Raw genomic sequence first — 13252 nt, 5'->3', positions numbered from 1 at the left:
CTCTCAGTACTCGGTCCCTTTTCTCGCCCGCTGGCCGGCGTCGATGGGGTGTTTCTCCTTTCGGACGTTGGTCACGAGGTCCGCGGCGTCTTCGAGGTAGGTTGGCTCCTCGTGGCTTCCGGTCAACACGAGTTCGAGGTTCTCGGGCTTGCGCTCCACGAGGTCGAGCACGTCGGCCTCGTCGAGCAGTCCCATAGCCACGGCATAGAGGAGTTCGTCGATGATGAGGAAGTGGACGCCGTTCTCGGGTGGGCCGTCGAGGTCGAGGGGGTTCGAGAGGTCGGCGTCGGCCGCGGCGTCGATGAGTTCGCGCGCCCGGTCGAGGCCCGCGGCGACCTGCGCCTCGTGGTCGGCGTCGTCGCTCCCGTCGGCCATACCGGCCCAGCCGTAGTGGCCGAGGTTCTCGAAGGAGAAGCCGGGCATCGCCGCGATGGCGTTGTACTCCCCGCGAACGGCCTCGACGGAGTCCGCGCCGCCCTTCAGGAACTGGAGCATGTGGACGCGGTAGCCGTGGCCGGCGGCGCGAAAGCCCATGCCCATCGCGGCCGTGGTCTTGCCCTTGCCGTCGCCCCACCACACCTGCACGAGGCCGAAGTCGTCGGGCGCGGCGGGTTCGATGGCGGCCGATTCCGGGCGGACGCCGCGGCCGGGGGTGTTCGCCCGAACCGAGTCGGGAGTGGTCTCATCGTCTGTCTCGGTGGTTCCGTCGGGTGCGTCGGTCATTGTGATGGGTTCGAAGTCGGGTGTCGCAGTCTGTCGTCGGTCGTCGGTCGGTGCGTGTCGCGTTCTCGCCGCGCTCAGTCCGCCAGTCGGGAGACGAAGCGGTCGAACGCCCCGCTTTCGGGGTGGACGTGCGCGTAGGTGCCGAGGGTTCGGTACTCGGTGAGCCCCTCGCGGCCGTCGATGCCGTCCCCGCGTTCCACGTCGAAGGCGAACCGGGCGTCCGTCGCCGGGTCCGCAGAGGAGTAATGGAACTCGTGGCCGCGGAGCGTCTCGCCCGCGTCGGCGGTCAGCGTCCCGTCGGTCGCGCGGAGTTCCACGTGGTCGAGCGCCTGATACCGGTCTTGCATCGTCACGTCGGCGGGGAGGATGCCGGCCATCTCGTGGGTGTCGCCGTCGGTCGTCGTCAGCGACTCGGAAAGCGCCATCAGGCCGCCGCACTCGCCGAACACCGGGAGGCCGTCGGCGGCGCGGTCGGAAAGCGCGGGGAGCGTCGGCGACGACGCGAGCTCCGCGGCGAACCGCTCGGGGTAGCCGCCGGGGAGGTAGACGCCGTCGCAGTCGGGGAGGTCGTCGCCGGCGACCGGCGAGAAGTACGAGACTGCGCCGAGCGTCTCCAACCGCTCCAGCGTCGAGGGGTAGACGAAGCAGAACGCCTCGTCGCGGGCGACGGCGACCGTCGGACTGTCGGAATCCGTCGCTTGGGCCGCCTCGCCCCGACCGGATTCGAACGCCTCGGTGTCCCAGTCGGGTTCTCGTGCCACTTCCGCGAGCGCGTCGGCGCGAATCCCGTCGGCCGCGGCGTCGAGCGCCGCGTCGGACAGCGGGGCCTCGTCGCCGAGGTGGAGGCCGAGGTGTCGCTCCGGGATTTCGAGGTCGTCGCTCGGCGGGATGCGACCGAGATACGGCAGTTCCTCGGGGAGCGCGTCGCGGATGCCCTCGGCGTGGCGGCCGCCGTGGGCGCGGGAGGCGATGACGCCGGCCACGTCGGCGTCGATGCCCATCCGGTCCGCGTACGTTCGGAAGCCGTAGGCGGTCGCCGCGACGCTCTGCATCCCGGCCCTCGCGTCCGCGACGAGGACGACCGGGAGGTCGAGGAGGGCGGCGACGCGCGCGGTCGAGGTGTCGCCGTCGTACAGGCCCATCATCCCCTCGACGACGCAGATGTCGCCCTCGCCGCGGGCGTAGGTCCGGAGCATGCCGGCTTCGCCTTCGAGCCACGGGTCGAGACTCCGCGAGGGCTTGCCGACGACGGCGGCGTGGTGCGAGGGGTCGATGAAGTCGGGGCCGGCCTTGGCCGGTTGGACCGCGTAGCCCTCGCGTTCGAGCGCGCGGCACACCGCGAGCGTCGTGACGGTCTTCCCGACGCCGGAGGCCGTGCCGGCGACGACGACGCCTCTCATCTGGTCACCGCGGGCCCGAGCGCGGTCGGAACTTCCGGCGGGTCGCTCGCGAGTCGAGACGGACGTTCGGCAGTCATATCTCCAACTGGAATTTCAGTAGTCAAAGTTGTGTTGGGTCGAACCGGGTCGGGTCGCCGCCGACGGCGCGGGTCGCCGGCTCGCGTTCGCTTCAGTTCCAGAGGTCGTACATGTCGTCTTCGACGCCGTCGGCGTAGTGGGTCCCGTCGTAGACGACCCCCGCGGCCGGCGCGGTCGAGTCCGCGCCCGCGTTCGAACCCGCGCCGTCGCCCGCCGCTTCGACGGTTCCGACGACCGTCGCCTCGATTCCCTCGCGTTCGAGCGCGGCGAGCACGTCGTCGGCCTCGTCGTCGGGGACCGCCGCGAGGAGCGCGCCGGAGCCGAGAATCCGCATCGGCTCGACGCCCATCGCGTCGCAGAGCGCCCGCGTCTCGGGGCGGACGGGCACGTCGTCGGCTTCGACCTCGATTCGGACGCCGGAGGCGCAGGCGAGTTCGACCAGTCCGTTGAGGACGCCGCCCTCGGTCGGGTCGTGCATCGCGGTCGCGGCGGACGCGAGCACCGCCGATTCAGGGAGGACGCTGATATCGTTGAAGAAGCCCGCGGCGCGGTCGACCGTCTCGGAATCGACGCCGGCGTCATCGAGGTCGGCGCGGAAGTCGGTGGCGAGGACGGCCGTGCCCTCGATTCCGGCCCCCTTGGTGAGAATCACCGCGTCGCCGGGCTCCGCGCCGCTCGTCGGGACGTAGCGGTCGGTCGGCCCCATGCAGGTGAGCGAGAGGAGCGGCCGCGAGAGGCCGGAAACCGTCTCGGTGTGGCCGCCGACGATGCTGATGCCGAGTCGTCGGGCCTCCGCGTCGAGTTGGGCCGTGATGTCGTCGAGGAGGTCCACGTCCGGTTCGGGCAGGAGGACGGTGCTCACGAGCCACTCGGGGACGCCCCCGCAGGCGGCCACGTCGTTGCTGGCGATGGCGACGCCGAGCGTGCCGATGCGCTCGGCGGCGAGCGAGATGGGGTCGGTGCTGACGACCATCGTCCCCTCGTCGGTGGCGACGGCGGCGGCGTCCTCGCCGTAGCCGGCCCCGACGAGCAGGTCGTCGTTGGGAGCCCCCGTCCGCGAGAAGACGTAGCGGTCGAGGTCCGCAGGTGAGAGTTTGCCCATACACGAGGGTGACGGCGAGGGCGCTTTTGTGCCTTCCCGTCCGCCGCCGGCGCGGGCGGTCGCGTTCGCCGGCCGCCGGTCGGTTATCGCTGCCGACGCGGTCGGACGCTCGCCACGGATGCCGTACTGCTAAGACGCTCTGTCCGTAACGGGGATTCATGCTGATGACACCCGGTCCCACGGCCGTCCCGCCGCGGGTCCGCGACCGGCTGAGCGAGCCGATGCCGAACCCCGACATCGAGCAGTCCTTCTTCGACACCTACGACGAGGTCTGCGAGAAGCTCGGGCGCGTCTACGACACCGACGACGACGTGGTCGTCATGGGCGGCGAGGGCATCCTCGGCCTCGAAGCCGCCATCGCCTCGACGGTCGCCCCCGGCGACGACGCGCTCTGCGTTTCGAACGGCCTCTACGGCGACGGCTTCGCTGACTTCGTCGAGAGCTACGGCGGCGACCCGACGCTCGTCGGTGCCGACTACACCGACTCGCTCGACCTCGCTGGCGTCGAAGCCGCGCTCGACGACGGCGAGTTCGAGGTCGCCACGATGGTCCACTGCGAGACGCCGACGGGCACGCTCAACGACATCGCGCCGGTGCTCGAACTGCTCTCAGACCGCGGCGTGTTAACCATCGTCGACGCCGTCTCCTCGCTCGGCGGGACGCCCGTCCCGAGCGAGCACATCGACATCAACCTCGGCGCGTCCCAGAAGGCGTTCAGTTCGCCGCCGGGGCTGACGACGGCCGCCGTCAGCGACCGCGCGTGGGAGGTCGTCGAGGAGCGCGACCCCGACTCCCTCTACACGAACCTCCTCCCGTGGCGCGACACCAGCGAGGGCTTCCCGTACACCCACCTCGGCGCGAACGTCGCCGCCCTCGACGAGTCGCTGTCGATGCTCCTCGAAGAGGGGCTCGACGCCGTCTACGAGCGCCACGAGGAGGCCGCCGCCCACTGCCGCGAGCGCGGAGCCGACCTCGGCCTCGATATCTATCCCGACGCCGAGCGCAGTTCTCCGACGGTGACGGCGTTCCACCTCCCCGGCGAGGCGAAGCGCGTCCAAGCCGAACTCGAATCGGAACACGACATCGTCCTCGCGACCGGGCTCGCCGGCCTCGCAGACGATATCCTCCGGGTCGGTCACATGGGCTACAACGCCGACGTTGAGAAAGTCGACCGCGTGATGGACGCGCTCTCGTCCGTCGTCTGAAACCGGCGACCCGTCAGCGACCGGCGACCTGCCTGCGCCCGACCGCCGTCCGGCTGTCAACGTTTTTCCCCGATGCCGACGACAGTCCCGATGAGAACGACCGTGACCGAAACGAGCGATTCGACGGGACGGCGGCGACCGGACGACGGAATCAGATACGCAATCGTCGTCGTGTTTCTGACCGGGCTCCGCCGCCGCAACCCCGCGGCGATGGTGAACGCCGCGTTCGCGCTCGCTGGCACGTACCTCCCCGACGCCTTCGAGCGACTGGTCGGCGTCGAGTTCCGCCCGTGGCAGCGCGTCTACGTCGAGTCGGCCATGCTGACCCACTCGGTCGGGATGCTCGGTCCTTACGACGATGTGTGGTGGTGGGACCATCTCACTCACACCCACTCCGCGACGATTCTCGGCGGGGTCGTCCATGTGCTGTCGCGTCGCCGCGGCCGCGACCCCGCGACCCGCGTGCTCGCGGTTGTCGTCTGCGCCGGCGTGCTCTGGGAACTCGCGGAGTACACCATCCACCGCGGAGCCGACGCGCTCGGCATCGACCCCGTGCTCGTCTCCTACGGCCGAACCGATACCGCACTCGACCTCCTGTGTAACCTCGTCGGCGCGGCGCTCGTCGTCCTGTTCGGTGACCGCGTCCTGACGAATCTCGTCCCGCGGCGGGAGGATTAGGCGCACTCTTTCCCGCGGCCGCCCCGAACCGTCCGTGGATTGGAAACTGAACCGTCAGGCGCTCTGGGAGTGTTCCGCGGACTCGCTTTCGCTCCCGTTCTCGCGGGTCGGTCGCTCGTCCATGTTGTGCGTACGGACCGCGGTCCGGAGACCGACCTCAGCGACGTTGCCGACGTGTTCGGCCGTCCGTTCGAGCGCGTGGAGCGCGTGGGCGAATCGGTAGTCAACGTCGACGTCCGGGTCCGCCTCCTCGAACAGTCGTCGCTCGACCTTCCCGACGCCCTCGCGGACCCGGTCCCGGGCGGTCAGCGCTTCCCGCGCCGCGTCGGGGTCGTCGCCGTCGAGCGCGACTTGCACCGCGTCGTCGAGCGCCTCGGGGACGACCCCGGCGAGTTCGGACACCTCGTCGGCGACCGCGGGGGGCAGCGGGTCAGGGACCGCCGACGCGACGGCGGCGATTCGCTCGGCCTGGTCGGCCACGCGCTCTAACTCGCGGGCCGCGGTGTGGAGGCGGAACAGCTCCGGGCGCGTCTCGCCGAGGGCGTCCACCTCGTCGAGGCGGTCGAGCCCGCGGGTGAAGTGCCGGTCGACCATCGCAAAGAGGCGGTCGGCGCGGTCGTCGCGCTCCGCGAACCCGTCGAGGGGGGCGGCACCGGTGAGCGCGGCGGTCGCGTCGCGGTGCATCGAGACGGCGACGAACTGGAGTTGTCGGACCGACTGGCGGATGGAGACCTCGTTCGCGTCGAGGACGTTCCGCACCGTGACGGACGTGTCCGACTCCTCCGTGATGGTCACGCCGACGAGGTTGCGGGCGACCCGTCTGACGGCCTGTCGCTGCGCGGCGTCGAACGTCCCGTCCGCCTCGACGACGACCTGTTTCGACCCGGCGGCGTAGGCCGCCCGGAGCGTCTGTTCGAGGCCGTCACCGGCGGAATCGTCTCCGCCGTCCCCACCGTCCCCGTCACCGCCGCCGACGGTCACCGTGAACTGCATCGACGCGTCGTCCTCGCACTCGGGAGCCTGTATGACGAGCATCCCGTCGAGGTGCGTGTGGAGGTTGACGACGGTGCCGGCGGTGATGCCCTCGCCGTCCGCCCACTCTCGGGGGAGCGAGACGGTGAACGTCCCGTTGCTGACCTGCTGTATCTTGCGTGTCTCCATTGTGTTGGCGTGTCTGAAATCGTGTTGTCTGCGTGCCAGTTCCGCGGTGACGCCGCCCCCGCCTCGGCGGGTGATTCGACTGACGAAACGCGAGCGTCGCCGCCGACTGTCCGGCTTCGACGGCCGCAGGTCGTCGAGAACCGCCGTCACGTCGGGAAGTCGAAGTCGGCGTCGTCAGCGCGGACGCTCGGTATGGGTCGGCGTCGGGTCGGGTCGGGTCGGGTCGGGGTCGAATCCGACCGTTACCCGAACTTGCCGCTGATGTAGTCCTCGACGCGCTGGCTCTGTGGGTCCTCGAACACCTGGTCGGTGTCGCCGTACTCGACGAGTTCGCCGCCGGTGAGGAAGACGGCGGTCTGGTCCGAGATGCGCGCCGCCTGCTGCATGTTGTGGGTGACGATGACGACCGTGTACTCCTCCGCGAGGTCGTGGACGAGGTCCTCGATTTTCGAGGTCGCGATGGGGTCGAGCGCCGACGCGGGCTCGTCCATGAGAAGCACCTCGGGGTCGGTCGCCAGCGCGCGGGCGATGCAGAGCCGCTGTTGCTGGCCGCCGGAGAGCCCGAGCGCGTTGTCGTCGAGGCGGTCCTGCACCTCGTCCCACAGCGCCGCCTGCCGCAGGGAGCGTTCGACGAGTTCGTCGACCGCGTCGTCGTCGCTCCGGCCGAGCAGGTTGGCGAGCAGACCGGTGTCGAGGTCGCCGTGCTTCCGCGGCCCGTAGGAGATGTTGTCCGCGATGCTCTTCGGGAACGGGTTCGGTGACTGGAACACCATGCCGACGCGCTTGCGCAGTTCCACGAGGTTGACGCCCTCCTGGTAGATTTCCTCGCCTTCGAGCCGGACCGAGCCGTCGATGCGCGCGGCCTTGATGCGGTCGTTCATCCGGTTGAGACACCGCAGGAACGTCGATTTCCCGCAGCCAGAGGGGCCGATGAGCGCCGTGACGCTGTTTTCGGGAATCTCCATGGAGACGCCCTTCAGCGCGTGGTCGTCGCCGTAGTAGACGTCGAGGTCGGAGACCGAGAGCTTCGCGTCGCCCTCGAACTCGTGTTCGACCCACTCCTCGCGGGTCCGCTCGCGCGTCTCGCCGCTCGTGACTTCGAGCGGCTGGTCGGTGCCGGGGCTCGCGCTCGCGCCGCCGGCGAGTTCGCTGTCCGTCGTCGTCTGTCCGTCGGTCGTCGTCTGTCCGTCGTCCGCCGTCTGTCTGGTTTCACTCATGGTTACTCGTGCTGAAGTTTACTCCGGAAGTAGTACCGCGTCGCGATGCCGATCGCGTAGAAGCCTAAGACGACCACGAGCAGGATGAGCGCCGTCGCCCACCGGAACTCGTCGATGGCGCTGATGTTCGACGACTCCCCGACGCCCGCGGTGATAAGCGAGTAGAGCTGATACGGCAGCGCCGAGGTCGCCCGCATCAGTTCGGGGTTGGTCACGAACGGCGGCGAAAGCGAGAACTGGAAGCCGCCGACCACGTCGACCGTCTGACTCCCCGGCGGGGCGACGCTCCCCGACATCGTCAGGAGAATCGGCGCGGTCTCGCCGGCGATGCGACCGACCCCGAGGATGATACCCGTGACGATGCCCGGAAGCGCCGCCGGAAGGACGATGCTCCGAACCGTCTGCCACTTCGTGACGCCGAGGGCCGCGCTCGCGTCGCGGTACTCGTCGGGGACCGCCAGCATCGACTCCCGACTCGTGATGACGACGAGCGGGAGGAGCATGAAGCCGAGCGTGAGCATCCCCGCGAGCAGCGATTTCTGGTTGCCGAGCCGGGGGACGAGGAACGCCAGCCCGAACAGCCCGAAGACGATGCTCGGCGTGCTCCACAGCCCGTTGGTCGCGATTTCGACGATCTGCGTGAATCGCCCGCGGTCGGCGTACTCGGTGATGAAGACGGCCGCGCCGACGCCCAGCGGGACGGCGAACAGCACCGCCCCGACGACGAGCCAAATCGTGCCCGCGATGGCCGGGAGGACCCCGTTCACGTCGTTGAGAAGCGCGACGCCGTTCATCACGAACGGCCACGAGAGGGGCAGCGAGAACGTCACCCCGACGAGCGTCACTTCGGGGCCCGCACCCGCGCCGAACGCGAGGCCCTTGAACAGCCCCGGCAGGCCCTCCAGGACGGTGAACGCGACGAGGAGGAACAGCAGCGCGATGATGGAGATGGCGTTCAGGTAGACGAGGACGTACGCGCCGACGTGGCGGCCGCGCGCGCCGAACCCGCCGTAGGCCTTCGCGGCGGCCCAGCCGACGAGCAGGGAACAGAACGCCGTCAGGACCGGAATCGTGAACTCGGCGTTGAACGACGCCTGCTGTTCCCACCCGAGGTCCCAGACCCACGACGGGCCGATGACGCCGGTGAGGAAGACGACGCCGGCGAAGACGGCGAGCGCGCCGGCGGGGAGCGTCGAGCCGATGTCCTCGCGGGGGAGCGCGCTCGCCGCGAACGCGACCCCGCCGCTGAGGAGCGACGCGACGACCCACCCGGCCGTCCCGAGCCCGAGCGTCTGCGAGGCGACGAGCCCGCCGACGACGAGCCAGGTAAGCGCGAACGCCGCCGAGGCGACCAGTCCGGCGGTCGGTCTGGGGTCGGTGGCGACGTAGCCGAGTCGGGAGCCGACGCCGAAGCCGATGACGGCGAGTCCGAGGAGGACTAACAGCCCGCCGAGGAGCGCGACCACGGGCACGCCCGCGACGGGGTCGGTGATGGTCACGAGTTCGAACGCCGACGCGAGCGAGAGGGCGAACAGCACCGCCGCCAGTCCCACCGCGCCGGCGGCGACCGCCTCGGTCTCGGAGGTGTCCTCGCTGACGAGCGCGGTGTCGGTCGCACTCGCCATCAGTCGGCACCTCCGAGCTTCCGGCGCATGCGCGCCTCGATGTACTGCGAGCCGATGCTGAGGAACAGCACCGTGACGAACAGGATGACGCCCGCGACGAACAGCGCCGAGAGCTGGAGGCCGTCGGCGTCGCCGTAGTTCGCCGCGATGAGCGACGTGAGCGTATCGTTACCGTAGAAGACGTTGTACAGCGGCTTCGTGAGCCCCGGACTGCCGCGGAGCATCACGGTCGCGGCCATCGTCTCGCCGATGGCGCGGCCCACGCCGAGGAGGACCGCGGCCGAGACGCCCGAAAAGGCCGCCGGCAAGGTGATGGAGGTCATCGTCTGCCAGTCGGTCGTGCCGAGGGCGAGCGACCCGCTTTTCATCGACTCGGGGACGCTGTTGAGCGCGTCTTCGGCCACCGAGACGACCGTCGGCAGCGCCATCAGTCCGACGACGATACCGACGAAGAGGTAGGTTCCCTGTCCGACGATGTCGAACTGGTCGGCCGCCCACGGGCTGAGGATGGTGAAGCCGATGAAGCCGTAGACGATGGAGGGGATACCCGCCAGAATCTCGACGCCGGGCTTGACGACCTCGCGGACGGTCCGCGGCGCGATTTCGCTGAGGAAGAGCGCCGCGGCCACGCCCAGCGGGGCGGCGACCACCGTCGCGATGATGGTGACGAGCACCGTCCCGTGAATCATCGGGACGAGCGAGTACCGAATCGGCGGCGTCACCGGGCTCCAGCGCGTCTCGATGAAGAGTCGCAGGCCCGGAATCGGTACGCCGAGGACGTTCACGGTCGCGTACTGCACGGTCGGCCACGCCTCCGCGAAGATGAAGACGAGGATGAGCCCGAGGACGAGGATGGTCGAGACCGTCGTCGTCAGTGTGAGCACGCGCGCTGTCAATTCTTGGTGTCTGAGCCAGCCGTACCCCGTCGCGACGAGGAACACCGCGAACGGGACGGCCGTCAGCGACGAGACGGCCAGAAAGCCCGCGAACGCCGCGAGGAGCGACACCGCCGCGACCGCGACCGTGACGAGCGCGTCCGGCGGCGTCTCGTCGACGAAGTCGCGACCGCGCCGGAGCCCTCGCCGAGCCGCCGCTCGGAGGCCGGCACCGTCGGAGTTTGGAAGTACGTTCATGATTGGAGCGTCGATGAATGGAAAGAACGAGGTTCAGGAACCGCGACCGCGTCCGAGCCGCGTTACGCTTGGCTCGGAAGCTTGTCTTTCTCGGCCTGAAGGTCCTTGTCAGGCAGTGGGATGTAGTTGTTGTCCTCGACGAACAGCTTCTGACCGAACGTGGTCAGGAACATGTTCATGAACGCGGCTTCGCGCATGTCCGTCCCGCTCGGGGTGTCCTCCGTGATGGTCGTGTACTGGTGGAGGTCGCGGTTCAGCGGGTAGTCGCTGTCGAAGATGGTGTGCTCCGCACTCTTGTCCGGCGCGTAGAGCGTGCCCTCGAATTCGATGCCGATGGGCTGGACCTCCGGGCCGGTGAACGCGAGGGCCATGTACGCGATGGCACCGTCGTTCTGCTGGACGACGGTCGCGACCTGCTGGTTCTGGCCCTTCCGGGTGTCGACGCCCTCCATCGAGGCGTCGGCACTGCCGAGCATGTTGAGGCGGAAGGAGGTGTCCGTCCCGGAGCCTTCCGCGCGGCCGACCACGTAGATTTCCTGGTCGTGGCCGCCGACTTCGCTCCAGTTGGTGATTTCGTCCTGGTAGATTTGGCGGACTTCTTCGCCGGTGAGTTCCGTCACGCCCGCGTCGTAGACATCCTTCGAGACGACGACGGGCTGGCCGTCGCGGCCGAGAACGTGGTCCACGTAGTTCGCGTCGCGCTCTTCTTCGCTGATGCCGAGTTCGGCCGTGATCGGACCCGACGAGTTACCGATGTCGACGAGACCGTCGCGGACGGACTTACAACCCGTCCCGGAGTGGCTCAGGCCGATGGACGTTGCGAACGCGGGGTTCGCCTGCGTCTCGGTCGGCTCGAAGCCGTAGAGGGACGCGAAGTAGTCGGCCAGACGCATGTCCGGTGCGCCGAGTTCGTCCCAGCCGGGGACGGTAGATTCGTCGCTCGAACCCCAGTACTCGCCGTCGCTCGGCGGCGCGTTGGAGTTCCAGTAGGAGCTCCCCTTGTTCGCGATGGGGTACACCGTCGACGAACCCTCGGCGGTGAGCATCTGCGGTGCGCTCGATTCGCTCGATTCGCTCGTCTCCTCGGGGGTCGAGGTCGTGGTCTCGGGAGCGTCCGTCTCCGCTTCTTCGGTCGCCGGCGCGTCGGTCTCGGAACTCGACTGCCCCGAACAACCGGCGAGCCCCGCGACGCCCGCCGCGCTCGAAGCGACGAGGAACTGCCGACGTGATACGCTGCCTGCCAACTTCCTGGAATCTTGCGCCATCACATGGTCAGACCCGGTTTTAAATAAAATGCGTTTATAATACCGGTTTAGTTCTATCAGAGTTCACCGTAACACTAAGAGATGAAATAGTTCGATATTAGCGCACACATCTGTACGGAGAACTATATACCGGAACGTAATCGAGACGACAGAAAATATAACGGGTCCCGAGAGACGTACGCACGATGGCTCAGCAGGACGGAACCACCGGCTCAGAACGTATCGTCGGTCTGTCGAAACCCGCGGCGGTCGAGCGCGTCGTCGCCGCGGACGACGCCCGCGACCCGGACACCGTTCGCGCGGTACTCAGTCATGTGACCGAAGACGGCACGGTGACGGCCGACGGCGTCGATTCGGCGGTCACGGACACGTCGATGATTCTGTCGACCGCGGAGACGCGCGTCGAACTCGCGTCCATCGACCTCGACGACGCCCGCGAGGCCGCCGGCGACGACGCGGCCGTCGGTGCCGTCCGGTCTCGTCTCGACGTGTTCGAGGCGAAGGTTACGAACGCGACCGAGCGGGTCGAATCGCTCGGCGAGGAGTTACAGGGACTCTCCGACTGGCGCGACGACCCTCGGTCCGTCTACGACATCGTGCTCGGACTCCGCGAGGTCGCGTCCGAGGCGCAGGCGCTCACCGCGCACGCGGACGACATACAACTCGATGTCGAGGAGTTCGAACGATGGCTCTCGAACCACGACGTTCGCGTGCGCGGACTCGACGGCGATTTGGCGGCCCTCGAACAGTCGCTCGACGGACTCGACGGCCGGGTTGAGGCCGTCGCCAACGCGGAGGGTTCCGAAGACAGCGCCGACGCCGCCGAGGGCGCTGACGACGACCGCGCGACCGGGTGGTGCAACGCCGCGCTCCGCGTCCGTGTCTCCGCCCTGTTGGTCGAGGACGTACGGGCCGAACTCGAGGACCTGCGGGAGTTGGCTCCCGAATCGGACGCGGCGACTGACGGTCTCGACGAGGCCGCCGCCGACCTCGACGAACACGGCGCCCGCGTCGAGCGACTTCACAAGCGCCTCGACGGACTCGCCCGACCGTCGTGGACCGACGAGTACGGGGCGCGAATCGAGTCGTTCGAAGAGACGCTGGCCGCGTTCGAACCTCCGGTGTCGTGGGGCGCGGTGCAGGCCGAACTCGACGACGCCAGACTTGGTGCCGAGGCGTGAGTGAGCGCCCGAGAGTGTTTGCACCCATACATATCATATCTACTACGTAAATCGCGTTCAGCGAACGTACATATGTGTTCAGTCCCTCGGTCTAACTGCGAACACCAATGTCAGACTACGAACTTGACCCCCTCCCGTACGAGTACGACGCGCTTGAGCCCCACATCTCCGAGCAGGTGCTGACGTGGCATCACGACACCCACCACCAGGGCTACGTCAACGGCTGGAACGCGGCCGAAGAAACCCTCGCAGNTCTCCGAGCAGGTGCTGACGTGGCATCACGACACCCACCACCAGGGCTACGTCAACGGCTGGAACGCGGCCGAAGAAACCCTCGCAGAGAATCGCGACGCAGGCGAGTTCGGCTCGTCCGCCGGCGCGCTCCGCAACGTCACCCACAACGGCTCGGGACACATTCTGCACGACCTGTTCTGGCAGAACATGTCGCCGGAAGGCGGCGACGAGCCCTCGGGCGCGCTCGCAG

At 68.7% G+C, this 13252-nt stretch carries 11 protein-coding genes and 1 pseudogene; 4 read left to right on the top strand and 8 right to left on the bottom strand.

Going from position 1 to position 13252, the window contains the following annotated elements; translation table 11 throughout:
• Positions 1-3: 3 nt before the first annotated feature.
• The 3 genes from C458_RS00060 to C458_RS00050 form a co-directional block, all read right to left on the bottom strand.
• Positions 4-723, bottom strand: coding sequence for a cob(I)yrinic acid a,c-diamide adenosyltransferase (locus C458_RS00060; RefSeq protein WP_008572102.1), 720 nt, complete (start codon positions 721-723; stop codon positions 4-6).
• A gap of 74 nt (positions 724-797) precedes the next feature.
• Positions 798-2123 carry a cobyrinic acid a,c-diamide synthase gene (locus tag C458_RS00055; RefSeq protein WP_008572101.1) on the bottom strand — a complete coding sequence of 442 codons (1326 nt, stop codon included), beginning with the start codon at positions 2121-2123 and terminating at the stop codon, positions 798-800.
• A 169-nt stretch (positions 2124-2292) separates the two neighbouring features.
• Positions 2293-3303: an AIR synthase family protein gene (locus C458_RS00050; RefSeq protein WP_008572100.1), complete on the bottom strand. Its 1011-nt coding sequence runs from the start codon at positions 3301-3303 to the stop codon at positions 2293-2295.
• Positions 3304-3461: 158 nt separating this feature from the next.
• Here C458_RS00050 and C458_RS00045 point away from each other — a divergent pair, with 158 nt between their 5' ends.
• On the top strand, positions 3462-4508 hold the full coding sequence (locus C458_RS00045; RefSeq protein WP_008572099.1) for an alanine--glyoxylate aminotransferase family protein: 1047 nt from the start codon (positions 3462-3464) through the stop codon (positions 4506-4508).
• A gap of 90 nt (positions 4509-4598) precedes the next feature.
• Positions 4599-5186, top strand: coding sequence for a hypothetical protein (locus C458_RS00040; protein WP_008572098.1), 588 nt, complete (start codon positions 4599-4601; stop codon positions 5184-5186).
• 54 nt (positions 5187-5240) lie between these two features.
• Here C458_RS00040 and C458_RS00035 read toward each other — a convergent pair whose 3' ends face one another.
• The 5 genes from C458_RS00035 to C458_RS00015 all read right to left on the bottom strand — a co-directional run bounded on the left by C458_RS00035 (position 5241) and on the right by C458_RS00015 (position 11587).
• On the bottom strand, positions 5241-6347 hold the full coding sequence (locus C458_RS00035; RefSeq protein WP_008572097.1) for a phosphate uptake regulator PhoU: 1107 nt from the start codon (positions 6345-6347) through the stop codon (positions 5241-5243).
• Positions 6348-6589: 242 nt separating this feature from the next.
• Positions 6590-7564 (bottom strand): phosphate ABC transporter ATP-binding protein PstB, encoded by a 975-nt coding sequence (gene pstB, locus C458_RS00030; protein ID WP_008572096.1) that lies wholly within the window; start codon positions 7562-7564, stop codon positions 6590-6592.
• A gap of 2 nt (positions 7565-7566) precedes the next feature.
• On the bottom strand, positions 7567-9189 hold the full coding sequence (pstA, locus tag C458_RS00025; RefSeq protein WP_008572095.1) for a phosphate ABC transporter permease PstA: 1623 nt from the start codon (positions 9187-9189) through the stop codon (positions 7567-7569).
• Positions 9189-10322: a phosphate ABC transporter permease subunit PstC gene (gene pstC / locus C458_RS00020; protein WP_008572094.1), complete on the bottom strand. Its 1134-nt coding sequence runs from the start codon at positions 10320-10322 to the stop codon at positions 9189-9191. Before pstC ends, pstA begins: the two co-directional genes overlap by 1 nt.
• Positions 10323-10384: 62 nt before the next feature.
• Entirely contained in the window at positions 10385-11587 is a 1203-nt protein-coding gene (locus C458_RS00015) for a substrate-binding domain-containing protein (RefSeq protein ID WP_008572093.1), read from the bottom strand.
• Positions 11588-11772: 185 nt separating this feature from the next.
• On the opposite strand from C458_RS00015, the gene C458_RS00010 reads away from it, so the two are divergent.
• Together C458_RS00010 and C458_RS17600 are read left to right on the top strand one after the other, a co-directional pair.
• Entirely contained in the window at positions 11773-12768 is a 996-nt protein-coding gene (locus C458_RS00010) for a hypothetical protein (protein ID WP_049897189.1), read from the top strand.
• Positions 12769-12875: 107 nt separating this feature from the next.
• Positions 12876-13252, top strand: a pseudogene (locus C458_RS17600) (superoxide dismutase); the annotation flags it as partial.

Origin of the sequence: Haloferax sp. ATCC BAA-644 (assembly GCF_000336975.1) — an archaeon.
GTDB lineage: Archaea > Halobacteriota > Halobacteria > Halobacteriales > Haloferacaceae > Haloferax > Haloferax volcanii.
Note: the sequence above shows the minus strand (reverse complement) of the source record. Positions and strands in the feature narration are given on the sequence as shown.